The organism is Rhodobacteraceae bacterium LMO-JJ12 (genome assembly GCA_021555075.1).
In the GTDB taxonomy this organism is placed as follows: Bacteria; Pseudomonadota; Alphaproteobacteria; order Rhodobacterales; family Rhodobacteraceae; genus JAKGBX01.
Genome location: JAKGBX010000001.1, coordinates 1,432,620 through 1,452,116, shown reverse-complemented (window position 1 = coordinate 1,452,116; position 19,497 = coordinate 1,432,620). Strand labels below are relative to the sequence as shown.

Annotated in this window: 12 protein-coding genes; 3 read left to right on the top strand and 9 right to left on the bottom strand. The window is 61.2% G+C overall.

Annotation, left to right across the window (positions count from 1 at the left end; genetic code table 11):
* The 6 genes from LZG00_06945 to argH all read right to left on the bottom strand — a co-directional run bounded on the left by LZG00_06945 (position 1) and on the right by argH (position 13,571).
* Complete coding sequence (locus LZG00_06945) at positions 1-1,005, bottom strand: glycosyltransferase family 2 protein (protein ID MCF3593733.1); 1,005 nt, start codon at positions 1,003-1,005, stop codon at positions 1-3.
* Between the two features lie 5 nt (positions 1,006-1,010).
* Positions 1,011-7,442: an SDR family NAD(P)-dependent oxidoreductase gene (locus LZG00_06940; GenBank protein MCF3593732.1), complete on the bottom strand. Its 6,432-nt coding sequence runs from the start codon at positions 7,440-7,442 to the stop codon at positions 1,011-1,013.
* Positions 7,443-7,776: 334 nt separating this feature from the next.
* Positions 7,777-10,359 (bottom strand): TIGR02302 family protein, encoded by a 2,583-nt coding sequence (locus tag LZG00_06935; GenBank protein ID MCF3593731.1) that lies wholly within the window; start codon positions 10,357-10,359, stop codon positions 7,777-7,779.
* Positions 10,360-10,496: 137 nt separating this feature from the next.
* Positions 10,497-11,762: a diaminopimelate decarboxylase gene (gene lysA, locus LZG00_06930; GenBank protein ID MCF3593730.1), complete on the bottom strand. Its 1,266-nt coding sequence runs from the start codon at positions 11,760-11,762 to the stop codon at positions 10,497-10,499.
* Between the two features lie 244 nt (positions 11,763-12,006).
* The gene (locus LZG00_06925) at positions 12,007-12,183 is read right to left on the bottom strand and encodes a hypothetical protein (protein MCF3593729.1); all 177 of its coding nucleotides are present in this window, start codon (positions 12,181-12,183) and stop codon (positions 12,007-12,009) included.
* Positions 12,180-13,571 (bottom strand): argininosuccinate lyase, encoded by a 1,392-nt coding sequence (gene argH / locus LZG00_06920; GenBank protein MCF3593728.1) that lies wholly within the window; start codon positions 13,569-13,571, stop codon positions 12,180-12,182. The genes LZG00_06925 and argH overlap by 4 nt, the downstream gene beginning before the upstream one ends.
* A gap of 34 nt (positions 13,572-13,605) precedes the next feature.
* Between argH and LZG00_06915 the strand changes: the two genes are divergently transcribed.
* Complete coding sequence (locus LZG00_06915) at positions 13,606-14,202, top strand: TlpA family protein disulfide reductase (protein MCF3593727.1); 597 nt, start codon at positions 13,606-13,608, stop codon at positions 14,200-14,202.
* Positions 14,203-14,209: 7 nt separating this feature from the next.
* Here the strand turns inward: LZG00_06915 and LZG00_06910 are convergent, their stop codons facing one another.
* Both LZG00_06910 and LZG00_06905 read right to left on the bottom strand, forming a co-directional pair.
* Complete coding sequence (locus LZG00_06910) at positions 14,210-15,142, bottom strand: hypothetical protein (protein MCF3593726.1); 933 nt, start codon at positions 15,140-15,142, stop codon at positions 14,210-14,212.
* Positions 15,127-15,777, bottom strand: a complete 651-nt coding sequence (locus tag LZG00_06905; protein MCF3593725.1) for a DUF1007 family protein — start codon at positions 15,775-15,777, stop codon at positions 15,127-15,129. The genes LZG00_06910 and LZG00_06905 overlap by 16 nt, the downstream gene beginning before the upstream one ends.
* A gap of 378 nt (positions 15,778-16,155) precedes the next feature.
* Between LZG00_06905 and LZG00_06900 the strand changes: the two genes are divergently transcribed.
* Together LZG00_06900 and LZG00_06895 are read left to right on the top strand one after the other, a co-directional pair.
* Entirely contained in the window at positions 16,156-16,614 is a 459-nt protein-coding gene (locus tag LZG00_06900) for a hypothetical protein (GenBank protein MCF3593724.1), read from the top strand.
* Positions 16,611-17,537 (top strand): sterol desaturase family protein, encoded by a 927-nt coding sequence (locus LZG00_06895; GenBank protein ID MCF3593723.1) that lies wholly within the window; start codon positions 16,611-16,613, stop codon positions 17,535-17,537. Before LZG00_06900 ends, LZG00_06895 begins: the two co-directional genes overlap by 4 nt.
* A gap of 215 nt (positions 17,538-17,752) precedes the next feature.
* On the opposite strand, the gene LZG00_06890 is transcribed toward LZG00_06895, so the two are convergent.
* Positions 17,753-19,381: a SulP family inorganic anion transporter gene (locus tag LZG00_06890; GenBank protein MCF3593722.1), complete on the bottom strand. Its 1,629-nt coding sequence runs from the start codon at positions 19,379-19,381 to the stop codon at positions 17,753-17,755.
* Between the last annotated feature and the right edge of the window lie 116 nt (positions 19,382-19,497).

The window sequence follows — 19,497 nt, the reverse complement described above, 5'->3', positions numbered from 1 at the left end:
TTAAGTCCTTTCCCCAAGCACGCCCAGCTTCAGCGTGTTTTCGTTGTCTTTCACAGCCCCCCTCACAGGTCTGAAAAGCGCGCGCAGATCATGCCACAGAAGGTGGCGTAAGAACCCCGGAGGATCGCCCCGATCCTTGCCTTGCAAAAGCACCCGCAACCGGTGAATCACCCCCCCGGCCAAATGCGCCAGCGTGGCAGCGCAAGCATAGGCAACCCCATGATTTTTCGAAAAATAATGCCAGCGCGAATCAAACCAATACTCTGGCACCCGCGTCCAATCCTTCATCCCCGTCGAGACCGACCCGATATGGGTGATTTCGCTCTCACGCACATAATGCGTCGCCCACCCGGCCTTGGCGGCGCGACGGCACAGATCGGTTTCCTCATAATAGAGGAAAAACGCCTCATCAAACTGGCCAATTTCGTCAAGCACCTCGGCCCGCATCATCAGGCTCGCCCCGGCCAGCCAATCCACGGCCGTCGTTTCCTTTGGAACCGGCAGCGGCACCATATGATCGGCCAGCATCCGCGTCACCGGTCCAAACCTTGCCGCGCCCTCAAACTCGCTGGCTATCGAGGGAAAGCGAAACGCCGTCACATGCGCATCACGCTCGGGGCCGTGAATATAGCTCCCGGCAAACCCGACCTCCGGGTTACCCTCCAGATGCTCGACCAGCGCCCGGATCGCTCCGCGATCGGGAAACGCATCGGAATTCAGGATATAATAATACTCTGGCACCGTCCCATCGCGCATCCCCGCGCGCATGCCAAAATTGTTGCCCGCCCCAAATCCGCCATTCTGTCCCGATTGCAGCACGCGTATGTCCCAACCCTTTTGTGCGACCCCCGCCTGCAAAGTTTCAAACGAACCATCGCCGCTGTCATTGTCGATGATCAAAATTTCACCATCAATATCAGACATTTCACGCATTGCGGCCTCGGCAGCGGCCAAAGTCATCTCGGCTGTTTTGTAATTGAGGATAATCACCAGGACTTGCGCCATATTGTTCACCCCGCCGCCTTTGAGTGCACCGGCAAGGCCGCCACGCGCCCCGCGCGCGCGCCCGGATTCTCCGCGTCTTCAATGCACCGTTTCATGCGGGCCGCCAAAACCCGCACATTGGGCTCCAGAACCATACTGTCGTGGTCTCCGGGCACTTCGATCACCTCGATCAAGGGAGCATGGGCTGTCCAGTCATTGTCGGGCGTGACATAGGCACGCTCCGAATTGACCCAGCGCCCCGGCGCCACTTCCCATTTGCCCTGCAAGGGCGGACGGAACAGCGTCAGCGCACCATCCCACGAGCGCAAATCATACGCCGCAACCGCCTCCAGGAATGCCTGCTCTATCGTCGTGTTGTGGAAAGAAACCTCGGCGTTCTCAACCGGCTGCACATCCCTCTTGCGGCGTTTCTCGAACTCCCAGGCAACCCTGCGCGCGGCCCATTTAAACGGATACTGCAACCCACCCGCCTTCAACTCCTGCGCTTGAATCGCCAGCCGGTCCCGTCGCGACAATGACCGGCGCTGCGGCAATGGCGTATCAAGCATCACCAACATCGCCACCTCGTCGCCCGCCGCCTTCAATTGCTGGGCAATCTCATAGGCGATGATCCCGCCACCCGAAAAACCGCCCAACATATAGGGGCCCTTGGGCTGCACCTGTCGCATCTCTTTCAGGTAATCACTTGCGGCCTGCGCAATGTCGCGATGCGGTTCATCTTCGCCAAGCAACCCCTTGGCCTGCAACCCATAAAACGGCCTGTTCGCCCCCAACAGATGCGCCAGATGACGCAGGTTCAGTACATTGCCGAACATCCCCGCAACGAGAAAGAACGGGCGTCGCGCCCCGCCTTCGCCCTGATGCATCGCCACCAGATGGGTAAATCGCCGTTCCGGCGGCTTGCGCCTTTCTTCGGATGTATCGCTCGAAGTTTCGTCGCTAACACCCTCTGCTACAATCATTTTTGCACACGCCCGAATCGTGGGCGCCTCAAACAATACCGAGATCGGAAACTCCACGGCCCATTCTTTTTTGACCATCGCAAAAAGCCGCACAGCGATCAGAGAATGCCCGCCGAGATCAAAGAAGTTATCCTCTGCCCCAATCTGCTCGACCCCCAGAAGCCCGCCCCAGAATTGCGCCAGCTTCTCTTCAACCGCCCCTTCCGGCGCGACAAATTCATTCTCCAGATCAGGCCGCTGAAAAGTCTGCCCCTCCTCTTTCACGCTGCTTTCCACCTCGGCCTGACGCACCAGATCATCCAGCGAAAGCGACGAAACCACCACCTGGCTCTGCCCCATCGCCAGGGCACGAACGAACGCCTCCGCCCCCTCATCGGGCCTAATCCCTTGTGACAGGTTATGGCGCAACCGCTCCTCGGCAGGAGATAGCGGGCGGTTCGCATCCGCATCGGGATAGATCAATTCCGAAGCTTTGGGCGCAGCAATCAGCGCCACCCCAGGCTCCATCCGCCGGATCGAGAAATTATGCACTTCAACACAGATATTGCCTTGGCTATCGCAGATCGTGACGTCAAAATTCGCCGCGCCCGCCTCGGCGCGGTTGTCGCCCGCATTGCGCACCCAAGACACCACCTCGCCGGGCAGATCACGATAGACGCGCACCGCCCCATAAGACACCGGCACCCAAAGATGGTCCGCCTCATACCCGTCAATCAACCCCATCGCCCAACCGGTCGCGAGATCGAGCAAACCGGGATGCAAGTGATACCCCGCCTCATCCAGCCCATCGGCCAAACGCAGATGCGCAACGCCTTCGCCGTCGCCAAACGCCAATCGGCGCAACACCCGCCAATGCGCCCCGAAATTCAGATGCGCCTCCTGGGGTGAACGCAGCGAACGCCCCGCCGCTGCCGTTTCCACCCGCGCGCACCGCGCCTCCAGCGCCGACAAGTCCAATTGCCCCGCTGCACCCAGCGGCAAAAGCGACAACACCGCCTGCGCATTGGTCTCAAACCCCTTGCGCCCCGCAACTTCGCGCGCGCCCATCACGCTGAGATCATAGCCCAATTCGTTGCGTTCCAGCGTCACGCGCATCTCGCGCGTGTCGTGTTCGGCCACATCATAAGGCCGCAGGAAATAGAGATCACGAATTTCAAACCCGCCGGTTTCGCCCTGCGCTTCCATGGCTTGCGCGGCAATCTCAAGATAGCCGGTGCCGGGCATCAACGCCTTGTTGTCCTTGGTGCGATGCTCGCCCACAATCCAATCTTTCACGCTCAATTCACGCCGGAACATCCGGTTGCCCTGCCGATCAAACCCCGCCACACCCAACAGCGGTTGCGCCACCGGGGTTTCGCTTTGGTCCGGCTCGGCCTTTGAGACGCCCAAGGCCTCGGCTGCCATGCCCACCTCGGCCCAAATGCCCCAGTTCAGCGCCAGAACGCGGGTCTTGCCGCCCGCGCGGGCCTTGGCATAGCCATTGAGGTATTCGTTGGCCGCAACATAGTCGATCTGCCCCGCTGGCCCCGTCACCGTCGAGGTTGACGAAAACAGCACGAGGAAATCCAACTCACCATCATCGAAGATTTCATCAAGCACCTGAACGCCATGAATCTTGGGCGTAAAAACATCCTCAACCGTGCTCGGGCTCTTGGTCAAAAGCGGTTCATCCGCAATCACGCCGGCGGCGTGGATGACGCCGTTGACCGGTCCAAAGCGCATATGCACCTGTTCCATCGCACCGCGCATTTCCTCGACATTCGACACATCGGCCACCGTGACCATCACCTGCCCGCCCAGCGACTCCAGCCGCTTTACGGCTGCAATCCGCTGGGATGTGGCGTCATGGCTGCCGTGGCGAAGCACCCAACTGGCCCAGTCATCACGCGGCGGAAGCGCCGAGCGCGCCATCAACACAACGCGCGCCTCATGGTCACGGATCAACCGCTCGGCCAACGTCAGCCCGATGCCACCAAACCCGCCGGTAATCAGGTAAACGCCCTTGTCGCGCAAATGCGTATCCTGCGCGTCGCTTTCAAGCGCCATGGCGCGGAACTGCTGTTCATATCGCCGCGCCCCGCGCAGCGCCGCAACCCGGTTGCCTGGCACAGCAAACAGCTCTTCAAGCACCTGCCCAGTGATCTCGCCCAAATCCGCGCGCTTGCCCGTCGGCAATTCCAGATCAAGCGTCGAACAGGTCACCCCCGGCAATTCCTTCGGGATAACCTTGACCGGCCCGCGCACTGTCATCTTTTCGGGATAGGCCAAGGCCTCGCCCTTCACTTGCGCCGCCCCGCTGGTCAAAACGTCAATATGAAGCGCGGGCCAATCCGCCTCACCGATCGCCTGCGCCAGAAACATCAGCGCATAAAACCCCTGTTCCTGATTGCGATGGAAAAACGACGATCCGGGCCGATGCCCCTCGCCTTTCGTAACCAGCCAGAAATGCGCGATTTTCGTGGGATACCAATCCCTTGCCGCTAACTTCTCAACCAGAAGATCATACCCTTCGCGGCCCCGCTCGGGCGACAGCACAAAACCGCCCTCACCATCGCGACCAAAGGCATCACCGGCGCGCACCGTAACCACATCCTGCCCCGCCGCACGCAACCGCTCGACAACACTGCGCCCCAACCCGGTATCATCTACAAACACCAGCCAGCGTTCTTGGGTGGCCCCTTCCAGCGTCTCGATATCAACATCACAATCGGCAGCCACCGCTTTCCAATGCGGCGCGTAACCCCAATCCTCCAACGCGGGCTGACGCATCAGATGGCTTGGCTCCTCCGCTTGCCGGTTCTCTCCGGGTTCGATGAAATAGGGTTTTCGCTGAAACGCATAGGTCGGCAAAACAACCCGATTGCGCCGCGCCGCGCCCCAGATCTGGCTCCAGTCAAACCCGCCCCCCATGGCCCAGACCCGGCCCAACTGCGCAATGAACCAGGCATCATCCGCAACATCATCCGCCGGGTGACGCAGCGCGGAAATCACCTGCCCCCGCGCCACATCCGCATGTTGCGCCGCCAGCGAACTCAGCGCGCGCCCCGGCCCCATTTCAACGTAAATCCGCGACGTCTGCTGGCTCAGATGGTTGATGCAATCGGCAAACAACACGGTGCCACGCAGATGGCGCACCCAATACTCCGGGTCCATCGCGTCAACATCACTCAAAACCTCGCCCGTGCGGTTCGACACGATCGGTATCTGCGGAGCTTTTAGCTCAATTCCACGCAGGTAATCACCAAACCGCCCCAAGATCGGCTCCAGCATCCTGCTATGTGCCGCAATGTCGATGGCGACACGCTGGCAATCAATATCCGCAGCCTCAAGCCGCTTTTGCAGATCCTCCAGCGCCGCCTGCGGCCCCGATGCCACGCTCAACCCCGGCCCGTTCACGCTCGCAAGATCAAGCGTGTCGCCCAACCATCCACGCAATTCCTCAGCGGGTAGCGATACCGCCAGCATTCCGCCTTCCGGCACCGTATCAAACAGCGTCCCGCGCAGATGCACCAGACCGATGCAATCCTCATACGACATCACTCCGGCCAGACAGGCCGCCGTATTCTCGCCCATCGAATGCCCGACAAGCACATCCGGTTTCACACCCCAGTTGATCCAGAGCTGCGCCAGCGCATATTCAACCATCATGATCAGCGGCAATTGCACCGATGGCCGCTTCAGCACCTCATCCGCCGCCGCCTCCTGCCCCGGTTCGGGCAGCCAAAGCGCCTTCAAGTCAAAATCAATCAAGGGCTGCAAAACCGCCAAGCCCCTGTCCATCCATTCGGCAAAAACCGGTTCCGTCTCATAGAGATCGCGCGCCATACCCGCGTATTGCGCACCACCTCCGGGAAACATGAACACCATGTCGGGGTCATCCCCGACCACAGCATGTTCAAACACCTTTCGCGGATCGTTTTCTTCCAGCAAGTCAGCCGCTTGCGTCGCAGTCTCTGCAATCAGAACGCGCCGCTTCTCAAACGCTCTGCGCCCCTCTTTCAAGGTCCATGCCACATCGGCCAACGGCTCATCCGACCCACGCAAATGTGCCGCCAGCGCCTTGGCATTCGCATCAAGCGCCGCCTTGGTGCGCCCCGACACCACCAGCAATTGAAACGGCCAGTCGCTTTCCTCGCTGGCAGGACGCACAGGCGCTTCTTCCAGCACCACATGCGCATTGGTCCCCCCAACACCCAGCGAATTCACCCCGGCGCGGCGCACCCCCTTACGCGGCTCCCAAGGTGTCAGCCGGTCATTCACAACAAACGGTGAATGCTCAAAATCAATCATCGGATTGGGCGTCTCATACCCCAAACTCGGCGGAAATTCCTTGTTCTCCAAGGCCAGCGTCGCCTTGATCAGGCTCACCACCCCGGCCGCCGTATCAAGGTGCCCGATGTTGGTTTTCACGCTGCCAATCCGGCAGAATCCCGTCTCATCCGTGGTCTTGCGAAATGCTTCGGTTAGGGCAGCAACTTCAATCGGATCGCCCAGATAGGTGCCGGTTCCGTGGCATTCGACATAATCCACACTATCCGCCGACACTTCTGCAATCGCCTGCGCCTCGGCAATCGCCGCCGCCTGCCCGTCCACACTCGGCGCCAGATATCCGGCCTTGGCCGAACCATCATTGTTCACCGCCGAGCCCTTGATCACCGCCCAGATATGATCGCCATCCCTGATCGCGTCTTCCAATCGGCGCAGCACGACACAGCCCGCGCCCGACCCGAAAACCGTGCCCTCCGCGCGCGCATCAAACGCATGACATTGCCCGTCAGGCGACAGGATTTCACCTTCCTTGAAGACATACCCATGCCCTTGGGGAAACTCGATTGTCACCCCCCCGGCAAGCGCAAAGTCGCATTCCCCATTGAGCAACGATTGCGCCGCATAATGCGTGGCCACTAAGGACGTAGAACAGGCCGTCTGCATCGAAATCGACGGGCCTTTGAGGTCAAATACATGACTCACCCGTGTCGCCATGAAATCCTTGTCATTGCCGGTATGGCGCAGCAGGAACATGCCAGTATCAGCCACCAAACCGGGGTTTGAGCAGATGTTGAAATAGAAATAGCTGCCCATCCCGCAGCCCGCAAAAACCCCTATCGGCCCGTCGGTGTTTTCCGGCACATGGCCCGCGTTTTCCATCGCCTCCCAGGCGACTTCCAGAAACTGGCGGTGTTGCGGATCCAGAATGGCGCTTTCCTTGGGGCTGAATCCAAAGAAATCCCCGTCAAACATCTCGAATCCGTCCAGAGGTGCGGCAAAGGGAGCATAATCAGGCCGCGCAATCAACGCCTCGGACACCCCGGCAGCGCGTAACTCCTCCTCGCTCAATCGGCGGATCGAGCCGACCCCGTTGCGCAGGTTTTCCCAATACTGCGCAATCGTTGACGCCCCCGGCACATGCGTCGCCATACCAATGATTGCAATATCGTTTTCGCCAATGTCTCCGGGATCACCAAGGTGCTTCATATCAGTTAACTCAATTAATTGGGGCGCGCAGATAGGGATTGTTGTTCCACAGAAATATGGAATTTTTGGGGCATATCATCCAGATTCCGGCACAATCTGGTGCTTTGGGTCTTCAAAAAACCGCCCCTTCATCACCTGCGACCCGGCGGCAGAGCCTGCAAAGATTTCCTCTCCAGCCCCGAAAATCCCGTCATCAAAACCACTTCACCATCGCGCCCGCACCCTTGCTACCAAGGCCCGACAGCACCGCGCACGCCCCCCTGAAACGCGCGTCGCACCAATCGCGCAAACGCTTGATCCAGAGGTGAAACCGCCCACACCCGGCGCGCTTGCCTCAGAACCGATCAAGCAGCCGTTCGAGATAGTTGCGCTCAGGCTCGGGGCGGCTCTGATCGCCCGTGCGTCGACGAATCTCATCCAAAAGATCGCGCGCGCGGCGATAGACATCCTCGCCCTGCAACATATCGTCATCCACCCCCGGCCTGCCGTTCAGATTACGTCCCAGAGGATCCGACTGGCGCCCGCCACCACCGGCGAAATTCTCTTGCGACTGGCCCTGTTGACCGGGGGTACCTTGTTCGCCCTGCGCCAACGCTTCACCAAGGCTGCGAATACTGTCGCGCAGCGCCTCCATCGCCTCGGCCTGCTTGTCGATCGCCTCGGCCAGATCGTCTTGGCGCAGCGCGTCCTCGGCGCCGTCCATGGCACGTCCGGCGCGATCCAGCGCCTCGCGCGCCGCATCGCCCTCTGGCGTGCCCGCCCCCGGCAATCCGCGTTGCTGCTCGCTGAGTTGGCGGCGCAAGGCACGCTGCCGCTCGGCCAGCGATTGCTCCAACGGCTGCACCCCGCCCTCGCCGGCCCCTTGCTGCTGGCCCTCACCTTCGGACTGACCGGGCGATTGGCCTTCCCCTTCACCCTGCGCCTGACCGCGTCCATCGCCCTGCCCTTCATGGCTCTGGCCCCGGCCCTGGCCGCCCGAGCGGCCTTCGTTGCCTTGGTTTTCTCCCGCATTGGCGTTCGGATTGAACTGTTCCTGAAGATCGCGGAACGCCCGGTCCGACAGCCCCTGCTGCCCCCGCAGGGTGTCGCCCAACCCTTCCAGCGCCTGCTGGCCGGGCGATTGCCCCTTGCCGCCCTGGCCTTCGGCCATGCGCATGTTTTCCATCATCTGCTGGAACTCGTCCAAGGCCTGTTGCGCCTCAGCCATGCGGCCCTGTTCCATCAACTCCTGAATGCGATCCATCATGCGCTGGATATCATCCTGGTTCATCACCGTCATGTTCTCGTCGCGCTTGCCCTGATCCGGCTGATCGGTGCCATCACCTTGATTTTCCTCGGCAAACTGGCGCTCAAGCTGCGCCATATAATCGCGCGTCGCCTCGCGCAATTCTTCCATAAGTCGGGCAATCTCGGCGTCCGAGGCGCCATTCTTCATCGCCTCGCTCAAACGCTCCTGCGCCTGCCGCATCCGCTCCAACGCATCCGCCAACGTGCCGTCTTCCAGTTGCAGCGCCAATTCCCAGAGCGACTGGGCAATCTCATCGCGCCGCGCATCGTCCAACCCGATGGTTATACCCGTCTCCAGCCGTCGCAGAGTGTGGCGCAACCGAAGATAGCTGGTCTCTTTGCGAAACACATCGCCGGGGCGGTTCGACACCGCCCGCAACACCTGGGCGACCCGTGCAGCGTTCTCTCGGTTCCACAAAAGATCACGGCGCTGTTCAATCACCGCCGCGGCCAGCGGATCAAAAAACTTGCGCGCCGCCAGTTTGAGAGAGTGCGCCGGGCTCTCGCCTTCATTACCCGCCGCATCGCGCGCCAAAAGGGTGATGCTCACCGGTAGGTTGGCCCATGGATGCTGACTGAAATCCTCGACCAGAACCTCCTCGAAATCATCACGCCCGCGCACCACTGGCATAGGCAGGTTCACTTCAATCGCCGGGCGTTGTTCAGGCGCGCGCGCCAAGCCATAGCGGCGATCAATCGCCTCCAGATCAAGCGTAATCAACGCCCGCCCCGAGACCACCTCGTAATCGTCGCTGGCGACAAACGGCATGGTAAAGGCCCCCACCGCGCTGGCCTCGGCCTCGCCGGTAATGTCAATCTCGGGCGGCAAATCGGCGAGTACCGCAACCTCCCAGCTGCGCCCGCCCTCGCCGTCAATGCTGAGCGTGCCGGAGCGCTCCAGCGTGAAATCCTGCGCCATGACCCCGGCCCCGTCAGCCGACCTATCGGCAACGTCGGGCCGGTTCGAAACCGTTTCGCTCACTGAAATCGCCCCCGGCTTGCCATATAGCCTGAGCGTGATGCGACTCCCCCAAGGCGCGCTCAATGCCCCTTCGGCAAGATCATTGAGGTAAAGAACCGGCAGCCCGGTATAGCCCGGCGGTTCGATCCACCCTTCCCAGCTCGGCCCCGACGCCGCCTGCGCAGGCCCGAGGCCAACGCCCAACTCGCTCACCGAGGCAACCCGCCAGAGCGAACCGAACAACAGCGCCACCAGTAACGCCAGCACCGCCATGAATCGCAGCCCGAAAGGGTCACGCGACGCGATGCGCAGATCGGGCGCCACCGGCTTCGCCGCCGCGGCGCGTTCGCGCATCTGCGCCTGATGCGCGGCCCAAACGGCGCGCGAAGCGGGGTCATCAAACCCAATCACCTGATTGTCGAGCATGGCCCCTATCGGGCGCCCCGGCATGGTCGCATCCAGCCGCGCCAGCGCCTCGCTCTGGCGTGGCCAGCGAAACAACCGCAGGCCGCGCACCCCGAACCACACAACCGCTCCCAGCGCCAGCGCGCCCAGCGCCCACACGGCCCCAAGCGGCAACACCTCATGCAGCCCCAGCATCAGCGCCGCAATCACCACAAAGCCCACCGACCACAGCGGCCAAAAACCGCGCGTGATCCGTTCGGCCAACAGTCCGGCCCGCGTCAGTCCAAGTGGCCAGCGCAGGCGTTTGAGGGCAGATTTGCGGGCTTTGGCGTCGATCGGCGTGCCTCCGAGTTGATCTGGCGTGTGACTACCTCAGGATAAACCCCGACGCGCGCACCGCGTCAGAGCCACTCGGGAATGCTATCGCGTCCAAGCATTTCTTCCAAGCTCGGACGTGGCCGTATGACAGCGAATTGATCACCCCGCACCAGAACCTCTGGGATCAGGGGGCGGGAATTATATTCGCTGGCCATCACCGCGCCGTAAGCCCCCGCACTGCGAAACGCTACCAGATCCCCTGCCACGAGCGCGGTCATGTCGCGCCCACGCGCAAAGGTATCGCCACTCTCACACACCGGCCCCACAACGTCATAGCGCGCCGGTTCAGCACCTGCTTCGGCCTCAATCACGGGAATGATATCGTGATGCGCATCATACATCGCCGGGCGCAAAAGATCGTTCATCGCCGCGTCCAGAATCAAGAAATCGCGCCCCTCACCCTCTTTCACATAAACCACTTCCGAGACCAGGATACCCGCGTTTCCGGCCACCAGCCGCCCCGGCTCAATCTCGATCTCACAGCCCAGATGGCCCAGTGTTTCCTTGATCATCGCGCCATATTCCAGCGGCAAGGGGGGGGCCTCGTTTGAACGCGTATAAGGAATGCCAAGCCCGCCCCCCAGATCGAGACGGCGAATATCATGCCCATCCGCGCGCAAGACCTCGGTCAGCGCCGCGACCTTCTCATAGGCCTGGCGAAACGGTTCCAGATCGGTCAGTTGCGAGCCAATATGCACATCAACCCCGATAACCTCCAAACCCTCCATCGCCGCCGCCTCGGCATAAACCGCGCGCGCCTTGGCAATCGGAATGCCGAACTTGTTCTCGCTCTTGCCCGTCGCGATCTTGGCATGGGTCTTGGCATCGACATCCGGGTTCACCCGCAGCGTGATCGGCGCTTTTACGCCAAGGCTCAGCGCGACCGCATTCAACCGCTCCAATTCCGGCTCGGATTCGACGTTGAACTGGCGAATCCCACCCTCAAGCGCCATGCGCATCTCGGCCTCGGTCTTGCCCACACCGGAAAAAACAATCCGCTCGCCCGGCACACCGGCGGCGCGCGCGCGCGCATATTCCCCGGCCGAGACCACATCCATCCCGGCGCCCAAATCACCCAGAAGCTTCAGAATGGCCAGGTTCGATGCCGCCTTGATGGCATAGCAAACCAGATGCTCGACGCCCTCAAGCGCCTCGTCAAACAAACGATAATGCCGCTCCAGCGTCGCAGAGGAATAGCAATAAAACGGCGTGCCGACAGCCGCAGCAATTTCGGCCACCGCCACATCTTCGGCGAAAAGCGCGCCGTCGCGGTAAAGAAAATGGTCCATCGCGCCTCTCTGCTGGCTATCGCAGCCCCATCAAGCGCCACGGCTTTGACCCGAGAATCAGATCGCGGCGTGGCGCATGCAACGTTCATATCTTCCGCTGCATCCCGCCAAAAGCTGTGTTTCAGGATTTCGGCGGACGCTTTAGCGAATAGCGCCAATATTGAAAAGCGCCCGGCCCTTCATCTTGCTTAAAATATCCTCGCCGAAGGCATCCTGCCCTCCACCCCGGCGCCATCGGCTCAGATCAGAGCGCCAACCCGATACTCAACGGCCCCTTGCGCAAGCCCACGCCGGTCGCTGCCGAAACACCATTCGTGCCCACGCTCACCGAGGTATTCACCGAAGGCTGCACCGGTTCACCATCGGCGCCACAGCCCGCCACCCCGGCCAACAGCAAAAACCCGAACAAAACCCGTATCATCCCCTCTCCTTCCGCCATCTGGCAATCTGCGCACGCACTTCGCTTGGCGCCGTGCCACCATAAGACGTGCGTGAGGCCACCGAGTTTTGCACGCCAAGCACCGAAAACACATCCTCGGTAATCGCGCCATGCACACCCTTCATATCCTCAAGGCTCAGATCGGGCAAATCACAGCCCCGGCTTTCGGCCAATGCCACAAGGCTGCCGGTGATGTGATGCGCGTCGCGAAACGGCAGGCCCAGCGCGCGCACCAGCCAATCTGCCAAATCGGTTGCGGTCGAAAACCCAGCACCCGCCGCCGCTTCAAGGCTTGCGCGATTGGCCGACATATCCTTGACCATTCCGGTCATCGCCGCCAGCGCCAGCATCAAGTTGTCAGCGGCGTCAAACACCTGTTCCTTGTCTTCCTGCATGTCCTTGGAATAAGCCAGCGGCAGACCCTTCATCACCATCATCAGGGCGACATTGGCCCCGAAAATCCGCCCGATCTTGGCACGAATCAATTCCGCCGCATCCGGGTTCTTCTTCTGCGGCATGATGGACGAGCCGGTCGAAAACCGGTCCGACAGGGTAACAAAGCGGAACTGGGCCGAAGACCAAATTACCAATTCTTCTGCAAACCGGCTCAGATGCACGGCGCAAATGCTGGCACAGCTTAAGAATTCCAACGCGAAATCACGATCCGAAACCGCATCCAGCGAATTCGCCGCCGGCCGATCAAACCCCAGTGCCTCTGCCGTCATCTCGCGATCAATCGGAAAAGATGTCCCCGCCAGCGCCGCCGCACCCAACGGGCTTTCGTTCATCCGTGCGCGCGCATCCGCAAACCGCGAACAGTCCCGTCCCAACATCTCGACATAGGCCATCATGTGATGCCCCCATGTCACCGGCTGTGCGACCTGCAAATGGGTAAAGCCCGGCATCACCCAATCGGCCCCCGCTTCGGCCTGATCCAGAAACGCGCCGATCAACGCGTCAATCCCGGCAATCGCCGCGTCAATCTGATCACGCACCCAGAGCTTAAAATCGGTCGCCACCTGATCGTTGCGCGACCGCCCCGTGTGAAGCCGTCCCGCCGCCTCGCCGATCACTTCTTTCAGCCGCGCCTCGACATTCATGTGAATGTCTTCCAAAGCAGCGGAAAATTCGAACCTTCCGCCCTCGATCTCTGACAACACCGTGAGCAGGCCTTCCCTCATCGCTTCGGCATCGCTATCACTCACGATGCCTGTGGCGGCCAACATGGCGGCATGGGCACGTGAGCCGGCAATGTCCTGCGCTGCCATCCGCTGATCGTATCCGATCGAGGCGTTGATTGCCTCCATGATCGCGTCCGGTCCGGCGGCAAAACGGCCGCCCCACATTGCGTTGCTGGTTTTGTCGGTCATGGTCTCTATCGGGCCCCGGGAATAAGGAAATGTCATGTCGCGTTCCGCGTTGATCTATACCGCGATTGCCGCAATCGCAATTGCATCCGTTGGATATGTCGCCCTGCGCGACCCGGCCCAGCCGATCCCGGCAACCCTCGAAAACGCCTCCGAACTGGAAGCCTTGCGCGAGGGGACGCTGAAAAAGCTCGCCTTCCACCCCGCGCCGAAACCGGCAGGCAAGGAAAGCTATACCACCGCTGACGGCGCCAGTGCTACGCTGGCCGATCACGCCGGGCGTTATGTCCTGCTGAACTTCTGGGCCACATGGTGCGCGCCCTGCCGCAAGGAAATGCCAGGGCTAGAGGCGCTTCAGAAAGACTTTGCCGGAGACAATTTCGAAGTGCTTACCATCGCCACCGGGCGCAACCCGCCGCAGGCAATGAAGAAATTCTTTGACGAAATCGGCGTCGAAAACCTGCCACTAGCCACAGACGCGAAACAGGCGCTGTCGCGCGAGATGGGCGTGCTGGGCCTTCCGGTCACGGTTCTGCTCGACCGGCAGGGGTTTGAAATCGCCCGCATGACCGGCGATGCCGAATGGGACAGCGAAAGTGGCCGTGCAATCATCCGCGCCCTGCTCGAGCAGTAATCCGGCGTCAAAGCGCCCGCATAAGCAACCCGAAGGCAAGCAGTGCCACCAGGCCACCGGCGGCAACCTCGATCACCGCCCCCATCATCGCCGCGCGTGGCGAGTTGGCAAACCCGGCCAACATGCCACCGCGCAACGCGCCCGCGCCCATCCCGACGGAAATCGTGATCACCGCTGTGCCCAGCGCCATGGCAATGGCCCCCGCGATCCCCAGCGCGGCAATGCCCATCTGCCAGGTGATGATCAAGACGAACAAGGCCCCGGTACAGGGGCGCACCGCGATGCTCGCAATCAACGCCAACGTCTCGCGCAGGGTCTTGGCGTTTTCGACCTCGGCAATCGTCGGCCCGTGTGCATGGCCACAGCTTGAACAGATCGCCGCACCGTGGTCGTGGCTATGGTCGTGATCGTGGTTGTGGTCGTGATGATCCCCATGATCCTGCACTGGCGCAGGCCGCATATGCCGCACCCCCCGCCACACCAACCACAGCCCGATCAGCCCAATCGCCCCATAGCTTACCGGCGCCATCACCGCTTCGGTCGCCCCCACCATGGTTTCGCGCCCAAGTCCAAGCACCAACACACCCGTATAAACCAGCACCACGGCCGTCACCGCCTGCCCCAGCGACGAAGCCAAGGCGATCAGCCCCAACCGCAACATCGACACGCCCTTTGCCATACCATAGCCGCCGATCAGCACCTTGCCATGCCCCGGCCCGGCGGCATGCACCACGCCATAAGCAAAACACGCCGACAGCAAGGCCACCACCGCGCCCGCTTGCCCCGCACGGGCCGCACGCAATCCGCTGGCGATGGTGTTTTGAAAGGCGCGTTGCTGGCCCGCCGCCCAATAGGCAATGCGATCAAACCCGCCGGTCCACCACATCGCCAAAAGACCAATCAAGACGGCAATCGCCGCCAGTGTCAGGGCGCGTCGCATGTGACAATAACGCTGTTGGCCAATTGTGCGCCGATTTCGGGCAATCCGGCATCCTTGGGGTCTGTCTCGGCATCAAGCCCGGCTAGCTGCTCTTGCAGCTCGATCAAGCCGGAATTCATTTCCGGGACAATCACGTCGATCTTGCAACTGCCTCCGCCCGTGACCATCACGGGGCGGGTGACATCATAGGCCGTATAATAGGTCGCATCATAAGGTCTGAGCGTCGCCACTTCGCCCGGCATTAGCGGTTGCTCAAACGCCCGCAGATGGGTCGAGGTGACGCGCCCATCGGCAAAGCTGGCGGTAAAGCTCTGCGGGCCAGAAAGCGCAACACGGCGCTCCCCGGTTTCGATCACGAGATCACCGTTGAAACCTTCGACCCAATGCATGTCAAACCCTCTTAGCTGGGCAATCTCGGCTGACGTCAATGCCCCGTCGCCATCGCCGTCCAACCCCAGGTCTTCGGTGATCAACAGCGAATAAAGCTCATCATACTCCCAAATCACCCGCACATGGGTCAGCCGCCCGTCACCATCCACGATCAACTCGAATCCCGTATCAATAAAGACATGCGGATGCGCACTCAGCGACGTGGCCGTGAAGCTTGCAAAAAGGATGGCCTGTAACAATTTCATGGCGGTTGAATAGCCGCCCCCGCCCGCCACCGCAATTGGCTGCGTGCACCCCCGGCGCAGAATCGGCAGGGATCAGCCACCTGTCAACTTGCCCCGACGCAGGCGGGCACGGTTGCCCTGTCAGACGAACCGGCCATTCCCCGCGAAGCTCTCGGGTGATCCGGGGCCGACTGCCTGTCGTGGGGTCTGGCTGTCGGCTTTGTCCATACCCGCCCAATTCGGCCCTCCAACGGCAAAAGCCTGAGCCATTTGGCTGCCCGACATCCCGCACACCCCGCACACTCCGCGCGCGTTGCAAAGGCGCACATCTTTCAACCTCATAGGCTTTGACAAGCCCGCCTCGACATCGTTTTAATCGCCGCCAACCGGAGGGGCCTCATGCCACTGAACATTCTCTTGCCCATGGTGGTGATCGGCATCGCAGGAATCGCAGCTCTTCTGCATCTGCTTGGCCTGTCACGCGCCCTGCATTTTGCTGATCCAGATAGCGCGCGTGCGGCATGGAACCGGGAATTCCCCGACACGCCCGCCTTACAGGTAATCTTGTGCCAGAATCAACGCGCCGCCCTGATTGATACGCTGGATGGCCCCGGCGTGGTCTGGTCCATGGGCGCGGACAGCACCGCGCGCTTCCTTACCGGTGCGCGGGCAATGCGAAAACCCGACGGGATCGCGTTGCGCCTGCCCGATTTCACCGCCCCCAATCTCCGCTTGCGTCTTGACCCCGACGAGACCAACCTGTGGCTTACCCACCTACAACCCTCCCCTCAACCTTCCCTTCAACCCGCCCTCCAGCCTGCAACCCGCCCTGCCCCCACGACGGAGCCTCCCGCATGAACTATCCCGACGTCGTCAACTTTGCGGTGCCGTTCTTCATCCTGGCCATATTGGTAGAACTTGCCTGGATCGTGCTCAAACGACGCGGCGGGCGCTACGAGACGCGCGACGCACTGACCTCTCTAGCCATGGGCGCGGGCAATGTCGCGAGCGGCATACTTCTGGGTTTTGTCGCTTGGACGGCCTTCATGGCCTTGTGGCAGATCACGCCGCTCGACCTTGGCACGGGGCTCTGGGTGGTGGTGCTCTGTTTCGTGCTCGACGATCTGCGCTATTACTGGGTGCATCGCTTTGGCCACCGTATCCGCTGGGTCTGGGCCAGCCACGTCAACCACCACTCATCCCAGCATTACAACCTGACCACGGCCCTGCGCCAGACATGGACCGGCACGTTTACCCTGATGATGGTGGCGCGCGCGCCGCTGATTCTGCTCGGGTTTCACCCGGCAATGGTGCTGTTTGTCGGCGGGCTAAACCTGATCTATCAATTCTGGATCCATACGGAAGCAATCGGACGAATGCCGCGGCTGTTTGAGGCGGTGATGAACACCCCCAGCCACCACCGCGTGCATCATGGCCGCAATGCGCGCTATCTCGATGCCAATTATGCCGGCGTCTTCATCGTCTGGGACAAGCTTTTTGGCACCTTCGTGCCCGAACAGGAGGATGAGAAGGTCGACTACGGTCTTGTGCACAACCTCGGCACCTTCAACCCCTTGCGCGTGGCCTTCCATGAATGGCTCGCCATCTTTCACGACATGACGCTGCCGGGCCTCACCCTTCGCCAACGGCTGGCCTATGCCATCGCCCCTCCGGGATGGAGCCACGACGGATCACGCGCCATGACGCCCGAGTTGAAAGCCCGCCACCTCGCCCAGCACCCGGAAAAGCAAGAGTCCCCCGGATTCAAGACGCGCGGCTGACCCAATTGAGCGCTTTCGCGCACAGGGCTGTTTAATTGGGGGCCAGCCCCCAAACCCCCGGGATATTTTCGGCAAGATGAAGATTGGACCCGCCCTTGGGTTCATCTTGCCAAAAATATCCCCGCCGGAGGCTCCTGAACTATCAGACATCACGCGCATAGAGGTTATGCGTTTTCTCGCCACGCTTCCGCGTTTAAGGGCTTTCGCAAGCAGGATCAGTGCCCACCAAGAATCCCGGTGCGCACTGAATAGTTGACGGCCAATGCGTAATCCGGGTCATCATCGCTGTCGATCACAAGGTGTCCGGCACGTGACAACAGCCTGTGGCAATCGCGGCTGAGGTGGCGCAGTTGCAGCTGTTTACCAGCGGTTTCGTATTTGCTCGCCACCGCTTCGATTGCCTGAAGCGCAGATTGGTCCACCACGCGACTATCGGCAAAATCAACCACCACGTTGTCAGGGTCACCCTTGATATCAAAAAGCTCCGCAAACCCTTCCGCCGACCCGAAGAACAGCGGCCCCTGCACGCGGTAGACCTTGGCGCCATCTTGCTCTGTCACCACAGTCGCATGGATGCGCCGCGCGTTGTTCCAGGCATAGGACAGAGCCGAAACGATCACCCCGACGACCACCGCAATGGCAAGGTCATAGGCCACCGTCACAACCGTCACCAACAAGGTGACAAAAGCATCATTCAGCGGCACGCGCGACAGTGTTTTGATCGAATGCCAGGCGAAGGTGCCGATCACCACCATGAACATCACCCCAACCAACGCGGCCAGCGGGATCTGTTCAATCATCGGGCTTGCGACCAGAATGAACAGCAACAAGAACAAGGCCGCCGCCACGCCCGACAGCCGCGTCCGCCCGCCTGATTTCACGTTGATCATCGACTGACCGATCATCGCACAGCCGCCCATGCCACCGAAGAATCCGGTCACCACGTTGGCGCTGCCCTGCGCGATGCATTCACGGCTCGCCCCGCCGCGCTTACCGGTGATCTCGCCCACAAGGTTCAGCGTCAACAGGCTCTCGATCAGCCCGATCGCCGCCAGGATCACGGCGTAAGGCAAGATGATCCAAAACGTCTCAAGCGTCATCGGCACCATTGGAATGTGGAACGTCGGCAACCCGCCCTTGATCGAGGCCAGATCCCCCACCCGCGGCACATCGAGCCCGGTGAGGATGACCACAGCTGCCACCACGGCAATGCCTGCCAGCGGTGCGGGGACCGCGCGCGTTACCCGAGGCATCACCCAGACCACAGCCATCGTTAACGCCACCAGCCCCAGCATCACCGCCAGAGGCATTCCGCTCAACCATGTGCCGCCGCTCATCCCGTGACCTGTCAACTCGGCGCTGCCCGGCACCTTGAATTGCCCCATCTGAGCCAGGAAAATCACGATGGCGAGGCCATTCACGAAGCCCAGCATCACCGGATACGGCACCAGTCGGATAAACCGCCCCCACTGCATGATTCCGGCGACAAGCTGGAGTATCCCCATCAACACGACCGTGGCAAAGAGGTATTCCACCCCATGATCCGCCACCAGAGCCACCATCACCACGGCCAAGGCCCCGGTCGCGCCCGAAATCATCCCCGGCCGCCCGCCAAACAGCGCGGTGATCAATCCGACCATGAAGGCCGCATAGAGCCCGACCAACGGATGCACCCCGGCGACAAAAGCAAAAGCCACCGCTTCCGGCACCAGCGCCAGCGCAACAGTAAGCCCCGCCAGAACCTCGATCCGGATGCGCGACAGGCTCATCGGTTCGGGCGGCAGGCGGCGCAAATCAGGCATATCCAGACGGCTGGCCATCTGGGTGAAAAAGTTCGAGCGCATCAGGAATCCTGTTTCCGAGTCATAATGTATGGGAGTGCGCCCTCTAACGGCACTGCGCGGTCTTGGCCAGCCTTTTTCCCGATCCTGCCCGACACTGCGGGCCGCGTTGATTCAGG

Bases quoted from the DNA above. Each gene is read 5' to 3' on its own strand.
- LZG00_06945 (MCF3593733.1), bottom strand. From the start codon at position 1,005: ATGGCGCAAGTCCTGGTGATTATCCTCAATTACAAAACAGCCGAGATG.
- LZG00_06940 (MCF3593732.1), bottom strand. From the start codon at position 7,442: ATGAAGCACCTTGGTGATCCCGGAGACATTGGCGAAAACGATATTGCA.
- lysA (MCF3593730.1), bottom strand. From the start codon at position 11,762: ATGGACCATTTTCTTTACCGCGACGGCGCGCTTTTCGCCGAAGATGTG.
- LZG00_06925 (MCF3593729.1), bottom strand. From the start codon at position 12,183: ATGATACGGGTTTTGTTCGGGTTTTTGCTGTTGGCCGGGGTGGCGGGC.
- argH (MCF3593728.1), bottom strand. From the start codon at position 13,571: ATGACCGACAAAACCAGCAACGCAATGTGGGGCGGCCGTTTTGCCGCC.
- LZG00_06915 (MCF3593727.1), top strand. From the start codon at position 13,606: ATGTCGCGTTCCGCGTTGATCTATACCGCGATTGCCGCAATCGCAATT.
- LZG00_06910 (MCF3593726.1), bottom strand. From the start codon at position 15,142: ATGCGACGCGCCCTGACACTGGCGGCGATTGCCGTCTTGATTGGTCTT.
- LZG00_06905 (MCF3593725.1), bottom strand. From the start codon at position 15,777: ATGAAATTGTTACAGGCCATCCTTTTTGCAAGCTTCACGGCCACGTCG.
- LZG00_06900 (MCF3593724.1), top strand. From the start codon at position 16,156: ATGCCACTGAACATTCTCTTGCCCATGGTGGTGATCGGCATCGCAGGA.
- LZG00_06895 (MCF3593723.1), top strand. From the start codon at position 16,611: ATGAACTATCCCGACGTCGTCAACTTTGCGGTGCCGTTCTTCATCCTG.
- LZG00_06890 (MCF3593722.1), bottom strand. From the start codon at position 19,381: ATGCGCTCGAACTTTTTCACCCAGATGGCCAGCCGTCTGGATATGCCT.